We start from the raw sequence: 17,262 nt of genomic DNA on the forward strand, positions 1-17,262 counted from the left end.
ATTTTAATTTCTTATAATAAATAGTTGAGAAGTTAAAATATTGGAGGTCAAAATATGACAGAAGTAAAACGCTTTTATGAAACTTTTTATCCGGAACACTATGATATCTATTTAGATATTAGTCGTGAAAAGAAGAGATTTCATGGTAAGACTGTTGTAATCGGTGAAGCACAAGAAGAATTAGTCAAGCTAAATCAAAAGTACTTAAAGATTACCTCTGTTAGAGTAGATCAAAAGAAGGCTGACTTTAATTACAACGATAAAGATGAAGTAATTAATATTGAAGCTGGAAAAGTAGGTAAGATGAAAATTGAAGTTGACTTCGAAGGTAAGTTGACTGATACAATGATGGGAATCTATCCTTCTTACTACGAAGTTGATGGTGAAAAGAAGCAATTAATTGGTACACAATTTGAAACCACCTTTGCTCGTCAAGCCTTCCCATGTGTTGATGAACCAGAAGCAAAAGCTACTTTTGCACTTGCAATTAAGTTTGATGAAAAACCTGGTGAAAGTATTATTTCTAACCAACCAGAAGAGAAGTTTAAAGATGGTGTTCACTACTTTAAACCAACTCTACGTATGTCTAGTTATTTAGTTGCTTTTGTCTTTGGTGATATGCAAAGAAAATTGACTAAGACAAAATCTGGCGTTGAAATTGGTGTTTTTGCTACAAGAGCTCACCAAGCAAAAGAATTAGATTTTGCCTTAGATATTGCTAAGCGTTCAATTGAATTCTTTGAAGATTTCTATGAAACTCCATATCCATTAGAGCATTCATATCAAGTAGCACTTCCTGACTTTTCAGCTGGTGCGATGGAAAACTGGGGCTGTGTAACTTATCGTGAAGCATACTTATTACTTGATCCTGACAACACTTCATTAGAAATGAAGCAATTAGTTGCTACAGTTATTGCTCATGAATTAGCTCACCAATGGTTCGGAGACTTAGTAACTATGAAGTGGTGGGATAATCTATGGCTTAACGAAAGTTTTGCTAATATGATGGAATATGTGGCTATTGATGCCTTAGAACCAAATTGGAAGATTTGGGAAATGTTCCAAACTTCAGAAGTTCTAGCAGCTCTCCAAAGAGATGCAACAGACGGTGTTCAATCTGTTCATGTTATGGTTAATGATCCAGCTGAAATTGATGCCTTATTTGACTCGGCTATTGTTTATGCAAAGGGATCAAGAATGTTAGTAATGGTTCGTGCCTTACTTGGAGATGAAGCTCTTCGTGAAGGCTTGAAGAACTACTTTGCTGCTCATAAATATGGTAATGCAACTGGGGATGACTTATGGAAGGCACTTGGAGAAGCAAGTGGCTTAGACATTGGTGCGATTATGCATTCTTGGCTTGAACAACCAGGTTACCCAGTAGTAAGCGCAAAAGTTGAAGATGGTAAGTTAGTTTTAACTCAAAAACAATTCTTTATCGGTGAAGGTAAGGAAGTAGGACGTAAGTGGCAAATCCCACTAAATTCAAATTACGCCGCTGTTCCAAAGATTATGAAGGATGAAAAATTAGTTGTTGGTGACTATGCTGATTTAATTGCTGACACTGGTGTTCCATTCCGTTTAAATGTAGGCAACAATTCAGACTTCATTGTTAAGTATGATAAGACTTTACTTGATGATATTTTGAACCACATTGATGAATTGGATGCAGTTGATAAATTGCAATTACTACAAGACTTCAGATTATTAGCTGAAGGTGGTCACATGTCTTATGCAGATATTGTTCCCCTTCTTCCTAAGTTTGCAGATTCTACTTCACCAATTGTTAATAATGCCTTATACAGAATTATGACTACTTTACGTAATTTTGTAACTCCAGATTCTAAGGAAGAAAAAGACTTAAAGAAGCTTTATAATTTGCTTTCTGAAAAACAAGTTAAGCGTCTAGGATTACTTCCAAAAGCTGGTGAATCTAATGACGATAACTTAACTAGACCATATGTTGTTGCAGCTTCCTTATATGCTGGTAATGATGAGACAATTAACGGTCTACATGCTATCTATTCAGAAAACTCTGATAACTTAGAAGGTATTTCCGCCGATATTAGAAGTGCTGTTTTGGTTAACGAAGTTAAGAACTTTGGTAACATGACCTTATTTGATAAACTTCTTAAGAAGTATCAAGAAACTTCTGATGCAAGTTTGAAGCAAGACTTGTGTGCTGGTATTACTTCAACTAAAATGCCTGAAATCATTGATGCAATTGTTGATGACTTTGAAAATTCTGAAATTATTAAGCCACAAGACTTACGTGCATGGTACCGTAATGTTTTAGCTAATCCATTTGGCCAAGAACAAGCTTGGAACTGGATTAGGCTAGAGTGGCCATGGCTTGAAGCAACTGTAGGTGGAGATATGGAATTTGCAACCTTTATTACTGTAACTGCGAATATTTTCCATACTGAAGAAAGATTGAATCAATTCAAAGACTTCTTTGAACCAAAGGTCAATACTCCAGGCTTAACTCGTGAAATTAAGATGGATACTAAGGTAATTGAAACTAAGGTTAACTTAGTTAAGAGAGAACAGGCTGCTGTTAACGCTGCAATTGCTAAAGCTGTTGACTAAAATTTGAAAAATAAATAATTAAAAGATGCGCTTTCGGTTTTGAAAGCGCATTTTTGATATAATTTGAAGGATAGAGGTGACATGATTTGGTAAAAACAATATTTTTTGATGTGGACGGGACGTTAGTTTCTCATAAAACTGATAGCGTTCCAGAAAGTACTAGGAAGGCACTTAAACTTTTACATGAAAATGGCTATAAATTAGTGCTAGCTACAGGCCGTGATATGAGTCAATTGAAAAAATTACCAGTCAAAGATTTGAAATTTGACGGTTATTTGACGATGAATGGTCAACTTTGTTTAGATGGAAATGGAAAAGAAATTTTTGGTAATCCAATTGATGAGAAGGATACTGAAAAAATGGTCCAATTAATTAAAGAAAAAACTGTTCCAATTACTACAATTGGTAAAGAAGGCCCTTATATTAATTTTGTAACTGATGAGGTTGTAGCTGCTCAAAAAGCTGTTTCAAGTAAGGTTGCACCCGTTGGTGAATACCACGGAGAAAAAGTCTATCAATTTATTGCATATGGAGATCGAGAAAAATTAAAAAATTTAGTGAATGATTTACCTAATTGTAAATTAAGTTGGTGGAATGAATACGCAGTAGATATCATCTCAAAAGACGGTGGTAAATTAGCTGGTATTGAAAAGTACCTAGACCTGCAAGGTCAAACTTTAGCAGATGCAATGGCTTTTGGTGACGGGGAAAATGATTTAGAAATGTTAAAAGCTGTTAAAATTGGAGTTGCAATGGGGAACGGCGAAGAGCAAGTAAAGCATATTGCAGACTATGTAACTACTAATATTGATGCAGATGGCATCTTTAATGCATGCAAGCACTATAAGTTGATTTAAAGTAAAAGGAATGACAAATATTAGTTGTTGTTCCTTATTTTTGTATTCTTAAAAATGGTGTAGATAAAAAATTTAAATTAAAATCAAAAAAATTCAAAAAAGTAATTGACATATAAGTCTCTTTTCCCTATACTAGAATATGTTCTGTTAAGGAATTTGGTTTGGTAGCTCAGCTGGATAGAGCAACGGTCTTCTAAACCGTGGGTCGTGAGTTCGAATCTCACCCAAATCACTGATATGACGCTCCGTATGGGGCGTCTTTTTTTGTGCAATTTTTTATTTGACACCCAAATGACCCCCAAGCTAATTTATTTGTTGCTCTCTTTAAGTTAATGAAATTATTTTTAAAAGAACTATATCAGTGATTTTGCAACAAGCTTTAAATATACTGCATTTAAATTACAGCAAAGAGATACAAGGAATTCTAAAAAAGTATTACCGGTTCAAAAAGTAATACTTTTTTGACCACTTAGTGCAATTTGTGCTATCGGGTTTTCGTTTATGACATAATTTTTCTAATAATTGAACTCTTAATATTCTCAATTACTCATCAATAGATTAATTTTAAGTAGATTTTATGGTGTGATTCTTATTTTATTTTTGTTAAAAAATATTGATTTATTTTAATTTTATATTTATTATTTAAATTAAAATTTAATAAACCAAGGAGTATATATGGAATTATTAAAATATTTTAGAAAATTAAAATGGGAATTCCTGTTTGTGGTATTTCTAATAGTTGTTAATGCAGGTTTTCTAACTTTAGCCGGTATCTCTAGCGCAAATGCCTTGAGTGCTGTTGCAAAATTTAGAGCAAATGAATTCTTTATGTGGGTTGCAGTAATGGGATTAGCCTACATTGTTTACGCAATAGTAAATTGTTTGGTTAATATTGAACAAGCTAAATTCTCACAAAATGTAGATAAGTTAATTAGAAAAGATATCGCTACTGAATTATCAAGATCTAATTACGCTACTTTTCATAAGCAAACTGTATCTACCTATAGTTCATGGCTAACCAATGATATAACTACAATTAATAATTTTGGTATCGCTGATTTTCTAATGATTGTCAGGCAAGTGTTTGAAATAATCTTTGGCATGTTAACATTAGCCTACTTCAATTTCAGTCTAGTAATTACTGTGGTGGTTTTGACAATTATTATGGGTATCGTTCCAAATCTGTTCTCAAAAATATTGGCTAAAAAATCCTTGGAATATACCCATGCTAATGAACGCTTAGTCAATACAATAAACGATATACTAAATGGATTTAATACTCTTTTTCTTGCCAATTTACCTCAGACTATCGTAACGAAAATTAATAAGTCTTCAGATGATGTTAAAAAGCATACCGTACAATATGCTAAAACAGCTGGGATCACACAGGCTATTACAAATGGGTTGGCATTTATTAGTCAGGTGATTATTTTGGGACAAACCGGTTGGCTAATATTGCATAATTTGACTCCGGTAGGAACCATTAGCGGTGCCCAGTTCTTTGCTGGCACTATATTTGCAGAGTTAAGTGGTATTAGTTTTAATTGGCAAGAGTTCAAATCAGTTAAACCGATTATCCAGAAATTCAAATCAGGATTTGATAAGAAGGATAATGAGCAAATATTTAAAAATGTAGAATTAGGTAATATAAAATTTAACAATATTTCATACAAATATTCTAAAAACGATAAGCCTCTATTCCAAAATTTAAATTTAGATTTCCAGCTTAATAATAAATACATCTTGGTAGGTGATTCAGCTGCCGGTAAGTCCACCATTCTTAATTTAGTTGCGGGACTACTAAGAAACAATAGTGGTGATATAAAAATGAATGATATAAGCTATTCAGCAATTTCAGACAATGACTTACATGAAAAAATATCATATTTACAACAAGATCCTTATATCTTTTCAGCTTCTTTAAAGTGGAACTTGACTCTAGGCAAAAATATACCTGATGCTAAAATAAATAACGCTATTCATGAATGTGGCCTTGAAGATATGATCGCTAAACTTTCCAATGGCGTGGATACTGTATTGAGTGATCAGGGAAAGCAATTATCAGGTGGACAGAAGCAACGTATTTCATTTGCTAGAGAAATTCTGCGAGATAAACCTATTTATTTATTAGATGAAGCAACTTCTGCATTAGATAAGTCTGCTAGTGTTAAACTTGAAAAGGCAATTTTATCAAAGAAGAATACAACGGTTATAATGGTAACTCATCATCTAAGAGAAGAAATAAAACAATTGGCTAATGAAGTGATTAATTTAAATGAGGTGAAAGAGTAGCGTATTTCATTTGATGAATAAAGATGAAATGGATTGCAAAGAAAAATGTAAGCTTTTCTATATATTTTTTATGAGCACCAAATCACTGATATGACGCTCCGTATGGAGCGTCTTTTTTTTTGTGCAATTTTTTCATCTTTTGATATAGACCAATTATAGATAAAACATCTTGACCAATTTCTTTAATAGGGTTATTATTGCTAGTATAACAGCAAAATAAATATAGTCCATTTAACTTAAATGAACTATACCAAAGGAGAAAACTTATGTGTGGAATTGTTGGTGTTGTTGGAAAACCTGCAAGAGATATTATTTTAAATGGCTTAACTAACTTAGAATATCGTGGTTACGATTCTGCAGGTATATATTTAAATGACTTAAATGGAAACGAATATTTAACAAAAGCAGTCGGTAGAATTTCTAACTTAAAAGAAAAACTAACTCCTGATGAACAAGGATTAGTAGGAATTGGTCATACTCGTTGGGCTACACATGGTAAGCCAACAGTGGATAATGCTCACCCTCACTTTGATGAAACTAAGCGTTTTTACCTAGTTCATAATGGTGTTATTGAAAATTATGCAGAATTAAAGGAAAAATACTTACAAGATGTAAAGTTCCACTCTAATACTGATACTGAAGTAGTTGTCCAATTAGTTAGTAAGATTGCGCGTGAGAAGAATTTAGATGGTTTTTCTGCGTTTAAAGAAGCTTTAAAATTAGTCAAGGGTTCATATGCTTTCCTTTTAGTTGATGATACTGAACCAGAGCATGTTTTTATTGCTAAAAACAAGTCACCAATGATGTTAGGGCTTGGCGATGGTTTCAATATTATTGCTTCTGATGCAATTTCTGTTTTAGATCAAACCAAAACTTTTGTTGATTTACAAGATGGTGATGTTGGTGACATTACTAAAGATTCTTACACAATCGAAACTGTTGATGGTAAAAAGGTTGAACGTAAGCCCCATGTATTAGATATTGATCCTAATGCAGCCTCAAAGGGAACTTACGAATTTTACATGCTCAAAGAAATTGATGAACAACCAAGCGTAATGCGTAAAATTTCTCAAACTTATTTTGATGAAAATGATGATGTTAAGGTTGATCCAAAAATTATTGATTCTATTTCAAAAGCAGATCGTATTTATATTTACGCTGCTGGGACCAGTTATCATGCTGGTTTAGTTGGTAAGACAATGTTAGAGCATTATACTGGAATCCCAACTGAAGTTGGTTTGGCCTCAGAAGCTGGTTATCACTTCCCAATGATGAGTAAGAATCCATTCTTTATTTTCTTAACTCAGTCAGGAGAAACCGCTGATTCTCGTGTTGTTTTAAAAGAAGTTAATAAGCGTAATATCCCAAGTTTAACAATCACTAATGTAGAAGGTTCAACTTTATCAAGAGAAGCAGACTACACTATGCTCTTAGAAGCTGGTCCTGAAATTGCAGTTGCATCTACTAAGGCATACACTGCCCAAATTGCTGTTCAAGCAGTTCTGGCTAAGGCGTTGGGCGAAGCACTTAATAAAGCAGAAGCTAAAGATTGGAATTTAAAGCATGATTTAGCTATTGCAGCAGAAGGGATGCAGCAACTTGTTGACAGTAAAGAAAGTTTGAAAGAGATTGCTGATAAATACCTAATTAAGTCTCGAAATGCTTTCTACATTGGACGCGGAATTGATTATGCAGTAGCCTTAGAAGGAGCATTAAAACTTAAAGAAGTTTCATATATTCAAACTGAAGGATTTGCAGCAGCTGAATTAAAGCATGGTACTATTTCTCTTATCGAAAAAGATACCCCAGTAATTGCCTTAATTAATGATCCTGCAACAGCTGATTTAACGCGCGGAAATATTCAAGAAGTTGTTTCTAGAGGTGCTAACGTTGTTACTATTGCTGGTAAAGACTTTGCTAGAGAAGGGGACAATGTAGTTTTACCAGAAATTAACTATTATATGTCTGCTCTATTAACTGTTGTGCCAGCTCAACTTCTTGCATATTATGCATCAAAAGATAAGGGCCTTGATGTAGATAAGCCACGTAACTTGGCTAAGAGTGTTACAGTTGAATAATAGAATTTAGATTAATTATTAAAATAGAGAATTAGGAATTCTAAAGGTGCTAATTCTCTATTTTTTTATGTAATTCTTTAGTGAAAAATCCAATTTTGATTTAAAATATATAAATATAGTAAGGTAAAAATGAACGAGGGCAATTATGTTATCAAAAATATCAATTTTACTTACAAATCATCATTTAACCTTAAAGGATATTTCACAAAGTAATTCTTTAATGGAAAAAGATTTAGAAGATGCACTTAATGAGAATCCAGATAATTGGTCAAGTACAATTTTATCGGCATTATCGTCATCTTTAAATATGCGACCAGGAGATTTACTGGAATTACTTGATCCAGTTTATTCTTTGAAAATTAATGACACTAATCAAATGATTCAAGGCATTTATATTGAAGATCCAGAAATGTATGAACAAATTAGATTTGTTGTAGAAAGTGAACACTTAGAGGGTTGGCAACCAGATGAAGAGGATATTTTAATGCTACTTGATGAGGCGATTAATCCATCTAAGGAGATTAAAAGTGAAATTGCTCGGATTTGGGGTGAAGAAAATGAATGAGGCCGAAAAGGATTCTGAATGGTATCGTCAAAAATTTCTTTACCCAAATGGTACGCTTAAAAATAAGCTCAATATTACTGATGCGGCAGAATTAGCACAAAAAGAATACTTAGGCTCAGGAATTCGGGCCGTGGCTTTTTTGAGAAAGAATAAGAAAATCACTAGTGTTGAAGATTTGAAAAAAATTCATAAAATTATGTTTGGTTGGCTTTACGATTGGGCTGGTCAAATTAGAGATTATGAATTAGTTAAAGGAGAGACAGAGTTTTTAGAGTATTCTCGTATTAATTTTGGAATTGAAGAAATAGACGAAAAGATACAACAATTGTCTTCTAAAAAAGAACTTGCAAATGTTGACTATGCTTTTTTACTGGATAGATTAAATTATCTTCATCCCTTTAGAGAGGGAAATGGGAGAAGCAGTAAATTATTTTTACAAGCTTTTGCTGCCAATCATGGTCAAGTGATTGATTATCCACGTTCAAACAAAGACCTGATTATTGCCCAAAATAATGCAGATATTGATCAAATTGCTAGTCTAATTAGAGTTAATGCTAAAGCAAAGAAAGTTGCTCATTAGATAACTTGAACCGATATTTGTTATATTAAAGATTTGGATTTAACAATGGAAGAAAAATGGACTAAGATATAGATGACTGATCCGAAAACTTCTCCTTTAAGAAGTGTAACAATTTATTTTTCTTCATTAAGATCATGTTGAGCTACAATCAGAAATGATTGTAGCTTTTTTGTTTTGTTTATAAATTGGGTCTTAAAAATAGTAAATAATGAGCATATTAATTTATTATAAAACGCTATCAAGAGATAATTATTAATAATATTAAACTGAAAGGGATGAGCAGTATGAAAAAGGCATTGAATCCTCGGATAATTGTTTCTTTGACAAGCTATGGGGATAGGTTGAATACACTATCTATTTGCCTTAAAAGTTTGCTTAATCAGACTAAAAAAGCCGATAAAATTTTAGTTTATCTGACTGATGATATTAAAGAAAGTCATCTTCCATCATCTCTTCTTGAATTACGCGATAGGGGAATTGAATATCGCTTTGTTCCCTTAGATCTAAAACCGCATAAAAAATATTACTATGCTATGCAAGAGTTTCCTGACGATATTATTGTTACAGTAGATGATGATGTTATTTACTACAAAGAAATGCTATCAGAATTATATAAAACGTACTTAAAATTTCCGAAATGTATTGTCACGGGAAGAGCACATGAAATAACTTTTAATGATGATGGATCGATTAAAGCATATGATGATTGGAATTGGTGCAGTCAAAAGTATGAACAGCCATCGATGAAATTATTAGCTACGGGGGCTGGCAGTGTTTTATACCCACCTCATCTATTAGATGAAAAGCTATTATTTAATTTAGATTATATTAAGCACTACATTACAGTAGATGATTTATGGTTAAAATTAGTCGAAGTATTATCAAATGTACCAACGGTAGTATGTAGTTTAAAAATAGAAAAAATGCGTGAAGGAATTCCTGATACACAAGCGCAGGGCTTGTTTAATAAGAATGTTGGTAAAAATGAAAATGATCTTTATTTAAAAGACTTAGATAAAGAATTTTCCTTAGCAAGTAAAATTCTTGCCTATGAAAATGGAAAAGGAAAGTAAAAAAAGAAACGTCCGTATAGACGTTTCTTTTTTAGGATATAGATAAAAATTAATGAAGGCCTGCAGCTTTTTGGGCCTGCATTTTTTCTTCTAGTTGCTTTTGTAATTTTTTCATATCTTTAGTTGAAATTACTTTCCAGCTTGATGGAATGGTAAAAATATATTTTCTCTGTTTGAGTTCATTATTATGACTAAAGACTCCAAACATAATTCGACTAAAATTATCTCGGTAAACATATCGAGTGGTTTCTATTTGAAGATTGGCTTGCGCGCTATATTTAATTTCGGTCGATACTTTATCAAGTTTAATAGCCTTTGGCTTTTTTTGTTCATTGTTAGTTTTATATAAGTATACTTTTTCTGTACCATTATCTAGAGGTTGATAAAGTAGAAGGGGAAGATTGGGATTAGCACTTGAGACGAGACTTTGTTTACTTATTTGTGTCTCAGTCTTCATTCCCCAGTGATTATAGTCATGTGCAACAATCCCCAGAATACAAAGTGATGTAACAGTTAAAGAAAGCCAGGAGATTATAGTATGTCCTTTACCAGGGATGACGTTGAAGTAAATAAATAAAATTGCTGCTAAGATTAAAATTACGATTATCATTATCCATTCACCTCTTCTTGATTTTCACGGGCACGGTTACCTTTCTTGAGGAAGAAAGCAAGAACCAAAGCAATTAAAGCAAAGACAATACTCATAGCAAATGAAGCATGGAACCCATCTAAAGTAGCATTAATAGCTTGATTTTTATATTGAAGTGGTAAAGTTTTCAGTAATTCTTTACTTGGCATGTTGTTGTTAGTCGTAGTAGTTAAGACAGAGACTAAAATGGCAGTACCAATTGAACTTAAAACTTGTCTAAATGTATTGTTTACTGCAGTTCCGTGTGAAATCTTGTCTAAAGGCAATGAGTTCATCCCAGAAGTAGTAACATTCATCATAACTAAGGCTACTCCGACCATTCTGATTGCATATAAAACGATAATCATGGTATAGGAACTTTGCTCAGTCAAAAATACAAATGGGATTGTACCTAATGTTAAAAGGGTCATTCCCGTAATGGCCATCTTGCGGGCACCATATTTATCGAATAAACGTCCCGTAATTGGTGACATAATTCCAATCATTAGAGCACCTGGCAAAAGCATTAAACCTGAATGAAATGCAGATACTCCCCGTAAGTTTTGAATATATAAAGGTAGCACCATCTCGATACCAACCATGGCCAAATTTGTAATACCACTAAGGGCTGCAGCTAAAGAAAATTCAAAGTGTTTGAACACAGTAATATCTAAGAAAGGATCTGACATTTTCAATTGACGAAGACCGAAGATGATGACAAATACTATCCCTACACCAATAAACATTAAAATTTCTGGATTAGTCCAACCTTTGTTGCCGGCCTCGGAGAAACCATAAAGTAAGCTCCCAAATCCAACAGTAGAAGTGGTTACAGATAAAATATCAATTTTTTCTTTTTTAGTAGGGAGTACATCTTTAATTAAAAAGAAAGCTAATATAATAACCACGCCAGCAATTGGGGCAATAATACTAAATAAGTAGCGCCAAGAAAGATTATCAACGATCCATCCAGATAAAGTTGGGCCGATGGCAGGAGCTAAGCCGATAACAATACCAACAGTTCCCATAGCAGCCCCACGTTTATTAGCTGGAAAGATAGAAAGCATAATGGTTTGAAGAAGAGGCATCGTGACTCCAACACCTAATCCTTGAATAATTCTACCAGCAAGTAGGGTACCAAAGTTCGGTGCAATTGCTGCGATAACTGTTCCAATAAAGAAAACAGACATTGCACTCAAGTACATTTTTCTTGATCCAAAGCGATTGATTAGCCATGCGGAAATTGGGATCATTACTCCGTTAACTAGCAAAAATGCTGTTGAAAGCCATTCAGCAGTTGCAGTGCTGATATGAAAGGAACGCATTATTGAAGGTAGAGCAGTAGCAAGCAATGTCCCGTTTAACACAGTACAGAAAGAACCAATAATTAAAACTAATACCAGTAAGTTTCGATTATAGGACTTTCCATGAATATCGGTGGGTTGTTTATCCATTTTGAAGATCCTTTCTAAGTTATTAATATTAAAATTTAACTATAAAAACTATAATCTTAAAGAAAATGATTGTCAAATAATCTTACAAACATGTAATTATCTTTGACATATATGTTGCTAAAACTGTCATAAGATTTTAAACTAGAATTGAGATTATGATATTTAAGGATAAAAAAATGGAAGCAAAAAAGATATTTCATGATGTGTTTCAAAATATTGAAGTCGGAATAGGCGAAGTAAGTAAAACGGTTGGTGTTTCGCAAAGACAGTTACGGTATTGGGAAGAAAAGGGATATATTAAGCCGGTCGATGATAATCAAAGTGGAGTTAGAAGATATACTCTTTCAACTTTATATTTAATTATTTTTATTAAAACTCAACTTGATCAGGGATTTACTTTATCTGCAGCCTTTGAGCGCTCAAAAGATATTAAAGTAAAAAGTAAAATTGTGAGAAATTTTTTTGAACACACTTTTAATGATGTAACTATTACGGATGCAGATAAAGCCTACGGTGAGATCGACTTGGGAGAACTTTTAGTGCAAGATGGTCAAAAGTATCATTTTAAAGGCGTAGTCGATGAGCATGGTCGATATCTAAAAATTGATAAATAAAAAATGAAGTATCCATTTATAGATACTTCATTTTTAGGACAAGTCGATATTAAAGTTATATATGTTGATTAGTTGTGATTTATGAATTATTTGCTAAAGCCAGCTTCATACCAAACATTAGCAGATGGTTTTAATGACCATCCCGTAACCTTACTGTTAACTGCAGTAACCGAGTAAGCTCCACTAGTTGGAACGACGTAAGCTTTATTGTACATCCATCTTTGCCATTCATGGAATTTTTGTACTCGATAATTTTTATCAAAAGATTTGGCAGAATCAATTTCATCTAAAAGTTTAGTATTAGTTGGAGACACAAAGCGGGCAAAGTTATATGGCATTTTTTCACCATAAAATACGCTTGGAGAAGGGTCACCGGCAGCGCCCCAGCTTCCTTCAAGTACATCAATTTTTGGATCACTAGATTTAACTGCGGCAACCCAGCGATTAAATTCCATTGGGCGACCGCCAAGAAACTTAACGTTTAGGCCGGCTTTTTTCCATTGCTGGATATAGTTGCGCCAGATCGCCTCGCTGTTTTCGCCTGATCCACGCACAGCTATATTAATTACTAAAGGCTTACCGTTAGGCTGACGTCTGTAAAGGGCACCAGGAGCTTTTTTGTAGCCAGCTTTATCTAATAATTCATTAGCTTTATTTAAGTTATAAGAATAAGTTGGAATGTTTTTATCGTAATATGGCGTAAATTGTGAAGGAATTAGTGAATTAACTCTGAATTTTAAGCCATGATAAAAACGATTATTAATAACATCTACATTCATAGCATAAGCCATTGCTTTTCTTAAGGCGGGGTTATTCATTTTGGCATGAGGATTTTCTACATTTTTTCCTAGTTTTTGATCCCATTTACCAACTTTAAAGGCTAGGTAGTTGTAGCTGAGAGTCTTTTTGCCAACGAAATTAACTCCCTTAGTATTTTTGACTTGTAGCCATTGAGAGTCTAAAACACTGGCTACATCAAATTTGTGGCTTTTGATTGCTTGGGAAACATTTGAATTAGTAATATTTGACATGTAGATATGAGCAAAATTAGGTTTTCCACGCCAATAATACGGATTTCTAGACCAGCTAGTTGATTGACCCTGAACTGTCTTATCCATCTTGTAAGGACCAAAGTAGAGGGGATGCTTTCTAACTTGATCACTAGATACTAATTTTTCGAATGGTACTTTTTTCAAATAGTGATAAGGAGCGGCATGTTCCCAGTAAAAACCACTAGCAGCATTTAGCATTGCTGGTTTTAATTCTTTGAAATGAAGAATTAATGTCTTCCCGTTAGGACCATCTGGCATTTCAATTCCAGAAATTTCTTTGGCTTTTCCTTGATGATATTCAGCCATACCTTTAATATTTTCTAATGAAGAAGTATATTGAGTAGTTTGAACCTTAGGATTGGCAAGAATTTCATAAGAGTACTCTAGATCTTTGGCAACTACTGGTTTACCATCTGACCAGCGAACTTTGTCCTTTACCTTGATTTTAGCTGTATTATCGTGATGATTTAATTTTAACGTGGCAGCTCCTTTATCAGTAATTTGATATTGATCATTGATTGAAAACAGTGACTCGTCTCCCGGAGCGGCAGCCTCTACATCTGGACTGGTATCAGCAATTTCTGAGAGAAAAATTCCAGTAAAAGGTGATTCGTTTTCTAGTGCATAGGTAAGAGTGCCACCTTTTTTAATGGCTTTCTTGGGGACATTCTGAGAAAACTTGATTGTCTGATTACTGGAATCAGTTTTCTTAGCACCACAAGCAGTTGCGAATATCGTAAGAGAGCTTGCGAGAGTTACATACAGCAGTTTGGACTTTGACATCTTCATATAAAATCTCCTTTCGTCAAAAATCCACTAACAGCATGATTAAGAAAACAAAAAGACGCCCTATTAGATCAATTTGATCCAATAGGGCGTCTTGTCGCTGTACCACCTATTTTTACTAGAAAACTAGTCTTTAATTAACGTACGGTTCAATACAGGAGAACGATACGCCGTCGCTATAAAGGGCTGTCCCTTAAACCACTCTAAATCGTAGTTTACGCTCAAAGGTGATTTTCATTAAGAATCTATCTATTTCTTCACACCAACCAGAAATTCTCTGAAAGACGATTTCCTAATTACTTTTCCTTATCAAAGCTGTTTGATAATAATGTTTGTGACCATAATATTACGCCGTTTTGAAAATAAGTCAACATTAAATTATATTTTTCTTATTTTTAATATAATTTTTTATTTATAGCTTAATGAGGCTTATCAAGATGGATAAGGAATAAAAAATTCCTGATGTTAATGAAAAATAAAACGATTTCATATAAGCTAAATGTTATTAAATTTGACTCATTAATAAGACAATAAAAAAGAAAAAGCTATTTATATAGATTGATATTTGGTATAAATGTTATTTAATTTAATTAAATATTATAAAAATTTGAGCAAAAAAGAAGATTTTTTTATTAAATAGGCCTATACTTATAATTGATTAGTAGTAGAAAGGAACTATATACTATGAAAAAATTAAACACAAATAAATTAACTGATAAACAAGCTGACCTTTTTAAGAACAATTTAGTTTACATTGCTACTGTTGATGAAAATGGCAATCCACAAGTTGGTCCTAAAGGTTCAATGACAGTATTAGACCCATCTCATATGCAATATCTTGAAAAAACTAAAGGTGCAGCTTTTGAAAATATTAAAAATGGTTCAAAAGTAGCATTAGTAGCAGCTGATGTACCATCCCATACTGCTGTTCAAGTTTTGGCTACGCCACATGTTCATGAAGATGATGAATATGCAAAGAAGATTGTTTCTGGTACCGATACGCCAAACGCATTTGCAGTAGTACTTGATATTGATGAAATTTTTGAATAATTATAGAAAAGATATTTTTCTGTCTACATTTTAAATTATTTAATAAAGAGACTAGGTATTTAAGAATACTTAGTCTTTTTTGTTATAAAACTTGCTTATTTTCTATATTAATGTAAGATTAAAATTAATTAAATTGATGAAGACAAAAGGAGAGATATAATGGGTGCCTTATCTGAACAAGAATTAGCGGCTTTTTCTGCAGACTTTAACAAAAATGATAAAAATAAAATTGCTTCTAGAGCTGCACGTCGAAGTGGATTATTTGAAGCATCATTTAATGATGAAGTTTCAAAGCGATTAAATCACACTTTTTCAACTGAATTAGATATCGGTGGAGTTACTGATCAAAAGCATTCTGGACGTTGTTGGGAATTTGCTACTTTAAATGTTTTGCGTCATCATTTTGGCCAAAAGTATCATGTTAAAGATTTTACTTTCTCACAAGCTTATAATTTCTTTTGGGATAAGATTGAGAGAGCAAATGCTTTTTATGATAGTATGATTCGCTTAGCTGATAAACCAATTGATGATCGTGAAGTCGAAACTTGGTTTGACTTTGCAGGTCAAGATGGTGGATTGTGGCAAATGGCTATTAATCTGGTTAAAAAATATGGTGTTGTTCCATCATATGCAATGCCAGAAAATGCAACTTCAAATAATACTAGTGCTTTAATCGATTCCTTAGCTCGTAAAGAAAGAAAAGATGCTTTGGTACTTCGTAAATTAGTTCAAGAAGGTAAGCTAGAAGAAGCTGAAAAAGCTAAGAGGGAATTTTTAAATGAGGTTTACCGAATGGCAGCAGTTGCTTTGGGTGAGCCACCTAAGAAATTTGATTTAGAGTACCGAGACGACGATAAGAAATATCATTTAGAAAAGGATTTAACGCCACGTCAATTTGCTGAAAAATATTTAAAAGACTTTAATTGGGATGATTACGTTGTTTTATTGAATTCACCTAATTATGATTACAACAAACGCTATCACCAAGGTTTATACGATAATGTGGCTGGTGGTACTCCGATTACTGGCCTAAATGTACCAATTGAAGTGTTAGCAAGAGCAGCTGCAGCACAATTAAAAGATGGAAAAGCAGTTATTTTTGGAAATGACGTTTTAAAGCAGATGGAACGTAAGACTGGTTTTCTTGATACTGAATTATACAAAACGGATGATCTATTTAGTGTTGATACTCAAATGAGTAAAGCAGATCGTTTAGCTACTGGTGAAGGAGCTGCAACCCATGATATGACCTTAGTCGGTGTAGATGAAGATAATGGCGAAATTCGCAAATGGAAAGTAGAAAATTCTTGGGGTGATAAGTATGGCCATAAAGGATTCTACGAAATGAGCCAGAAGTGGTTTGAAGAATATGTGTATGATGTCGTTGTTGATAAGAAATATTTGTCTGACGATTTAGTTAAACTCTGGGAAGAGCCAGCTATTGACTTAAAACCTTGGGAACACATTGGACTATAATAAATCGAACTTATCTTTGGTCTGATTAGCAAAAGTATATGTTAAATAAATAAGTTTAAATTATAAAAAGACTTTCTTTCTGGCTTATTGAATTACAGAAAGAAAGTCTTTTTACTAGGTAAAAGTAGGGTAAGAAATCTAAATGATCATCCTAAGAGAGTACATTTG

13 protein-coding genes, 1 tRNA gene and 1 other annotated feature are annotated in these 17,262 nt (G+C 33.3%); of the genes, 11 read left to right on the forward strand and 3 right to left on the reverse strand.

Annotation, left to right across the window (positions count from 1 at the left end; genetic code table 11):
• Positions 1–54: 54 nt before the first annotated feature.
• The 8 genes from H0I41_RS03275 (at position 55) to H0I41_RS03310 (ending at position 10,034) form a co-directional block, all read left to right on the forward strand.
• Positions 55–2,589, forward strand: a complete 2,535-nt coding sequence (locus H0I41_RS03275; RefSeq protein WP_135014128.1) for a M1 family metallopeptidase — start codon at positions 55–57, stop codon at positions 2,587–2,589.
• An 86-nt stretch (positions 2,590–2,675) separates the two neighbouring features.
• The gene (locus tag H0I41_RS03280) at positions 2,676–3,446 is read left to right on the forward strand and encodes a Cof-type HAD-IIB family hydrolase (RefSeq protein WP_011162290.1); all 771 of its coding nucleotides are present in this window, start codon (positions 2,676–2,678) and stop codon (positions 3,444–3,446) included.
• A gap of 158 nt (positions 3,447–3,604) precedes the next feature.
• Positions 3,605–3,678 (forward strand) — tRNA-Arg (locus tag H0I41_RS03285).
• 443 nt (positions 3,679–4,121) lie between these two features.
• A complete protein-coding gene (locus tag H0I41_RS03290) occupies positions 4,122–5,738 on the forward strand; it encodes an ABC transporter ATP-binding protein (RefSeq protein ID WP_011162289.1) in 1,617 nt (538 codons plus the stop codon).
• Between the two features lie 266 nt (positions 5,739–6,004).
• Complete coding sequence (glmS, locus tag H0I41_RS03295; RefSeq protein WP_053107201.1) at positions 6,005–7,816, forward strand: glutamine--fructose-6-phosphate transaminase (isomerizing); 1,812 nt, start codon at positions 6,005–6,007, stop codon at positions 7,814–7,816.
• A 145-nt stretch (positions 7,817–7,961) separates the two neighbouring features.
• The gene (locus tag H0I41_RS03300; RefSeq protein WP_135014129.1) at positions 7,962–8,381 is read left to right on the forward strand and encodes a helix-turn-helix domain-containing protein; all 420 of its coding nucleotides are present in this window, start codon (positions 7,962–7,964) and stop codon (positions 8,379–8,381) included.
• Entirely contained in the window at positions 8,374–8,961 is a 588-nt protein-coding gene (locus tag H0I41_RS03305) for a Fic/DOC family protein (RefSeq protein WP_004897043.1), read from the forward strand. The genes H0I41_RS03300 and H0I41_RS03305 overlap by 8 nt, the downstream gene beginning before the upstream one ends.
• Before the next feature lie 284 nt (positions 8,962–9,245).
• The gene (locus H0I41_RS03310) at positions 9,246–10,034 is read left to right on the forward strand and encodes a glycosyltransferase (protein ID WP_011162286.1); all 789 of its coding nucleotides are present in this window, start codon (positions 9,246–9,248) and stop codon (positions 10,032–10,034) included.
• A gap of 49 nt (positions 10,035–10,083) precedes the next feature.
• Here H0I41_RS03310 and H0I41_RS03315 read toward each other — a convergent pair whose 3' ends face one another.
• Entirely contained in the window at positions 10,084–10,644 is a 561-nt protein-coding gene (locus tag H0I41_RS03315; RefSeq protein WP_182094585.1) for a DUF4811 domain-containing protein, read from the reverse strand.
• Positions 10,644–12,116, reverse strand: a complete 1,473-nt coding sequence (locus H0I41_RS03320) for an MDR family MFS transporter (protein ID WP_011162284.1) — start codon at positions 12,114–12,116, stop codon at positions 10,644–10,646. Before H0I41_RS03320 ends, H0I41_RS03315 begins: the two co-directional genes overlap by 1 nt.
• A 176-nt stretch (positions 12,117–12,292) precedes the next feature.
• Between H0I41_RS03320 and H0I41_RS03325 the strand changes: the two genes are divergently transcribed.
• Positions 12,293–12,730: a MerR family transcriptional regulator gene (locus tag H0I41_RS03325; RefSeq protein WP_004897047.1), complete on the forward strand. Its 438-nt coding sequence runs from the start codon at positions 12,293–12,295 to the stop codon at positions 12,728–12,730.
• 86 nt (positions 12,731–12,816) lie between these two features.
• On the opposite strand, the gene H0I41_RS03330 is transcribed toward H0I41_RS03325, so the two are convergent.
• On the reverse strand, positions 12,817–14,571 hold the full coding sequence (locus H0I41_RS03330) for an oligopeptide ABC transporter substrate-binding protein (RefSeq protein ID WP_004897048.1): 1,755 nt from the start codon (positions 14,569–14,571) through the stop codon (positions 12,817–12,819).
• Positions 14,572–14,650: 79 nt separating this feature from the next.
• Positions 14,651–14,890, reverse strand: a binding site (T-box leader).
• Positions 14,891–15,252: 362 nt separating this feature from the next.
• Here H0I41_RS03330 and H0I41_RS03335 point away from each other — a divergent pair.
• Both H0I41_RS03335 and H0I41_RS03340 read left to right on the forward strand, forming a co-directional pair.
• A complete protein-coding gene (locus tag H0I41_RS03335; RefSeq protein ID WP_135014131.1) occupies positions 15,253–15,618 on the forward strand; it encodes a pyridoxamine 5'-phosphate oxidase family protein in 366 nt (121 codons plus the stop codon).
• A gap of 159 nt (positions 15,619–15,777) precedes the next feature.
• The gene (locus H0I41_RS03340) at positions 15,778–17,094 is read left to right on the forward strand and encodes a C1 family peptidase (protein ID WP_011162283.1); all 1,317 of its coding nucleotides are present in this window, start codon (positions 15,778–15,780) and stop codon (positions 17,092–17,094) included.
• Positions 17,095–17,262 lie beyond the last annotated feature (168 nt).

The sequence above is a fragment of the Lactobacillus johnsonii genome (assembly GCF_014058685.1).
Classification (GTDB): Bacteria; Bacillota; Bacilli; order Lactobacillales; family Lactobacillaceae; genus Lactobacillus.

What these genes read in the sequence shown, in the direction of transcription:
- H0I41_RS03275 (WP_135014128.1), top strand. Translation starts at nt 55, where the DNA reads ATGACAGAAGTAAAACGCTTTTATGAAACTTTTTATCCGGAACACTAT.
- H0I41_RS03290 (WP_011162289.1), top strand. Translation starts at nt 4,122, where the DNA reads ATGGAATTATTAAAATATTTTAGAAAATTAAAATGGGAATTCCTGTTT.
- glmS (WP_053107201.1), top strand. Translation starts at nt 6,005, where the DNA reads ATGTGTGGAATTGTTGGTGTTGTTGGAAAACCTGCAAGAGATATTATT.
- H0I41_RS03300 (WP_135014129.1), top strand. Translation starts at nt 7,962, where the DNA reads ATGTTATCAAAAATATCAATTTTACTTACAAATCATCATTTAACCTTA.
- H0I41_RS03305 (WP_004897043.1), top strand. Translation starts at nt 8,374, where the DNA reads ATGAATGAGGCCGAAAAGGATTCTGAATGGTATCGTCAAAAATTTCTT.
- H0I41_RS03310 (WP_011162286.1), top strand. Translation starts at nt 9,246, where the DNA reads ATGAAAAAGGCATTGAATCCTCGGATAATTGTTTCTTTGACAAGCTAT.
- H0I41_RS03315 (WP_182094585.1), bottom strand. Translation starts at nt 10,644, where the DNA reads ATGATAATCGTAATTTTAATCTTAGCAGCAATTTTATTTATTTACTTC.
- H0I41_RS03320 (WP_011162284.1), bottom strand. Translation starts at nt 12,116, where the DNA reads ATGGATAAACAACCCACCGATATTCATGGAAAGTCCTATAATCGAAAC.
- H0I41_RS03325 (WP_004897047.1), top strand. Translation starts at nt 12,293, where the DNA reads ATGGAAGCAAAAAAGATATTTCATGATGTGTTTCAAAATATTGAAGTC.
- H0I41_RS03330 (WP_004897048.1), bottom strand. Translation starts at nt 14,571, where the DNA reads ATGAAGATGTCAAAGTCCAAACTGCTGTATGTAACTCTCGCAAGCTCT.
- H0I41_RS03335 (WP_135014131.1), top strand. Translation starts at nt 15,253, where the DNA reads ATGAAAAAATTAAACACAAATAAATTAACTGATAAACAAGCTGACCTT.
- H0I41_RS03340 (WP_011162283.1), top strand. Translation starts at nt 15,778, where the DNA reads ATGGGTGCCTTATCTGAACAAGAATTAGCGGCTTTTTCTGCAGACTTT.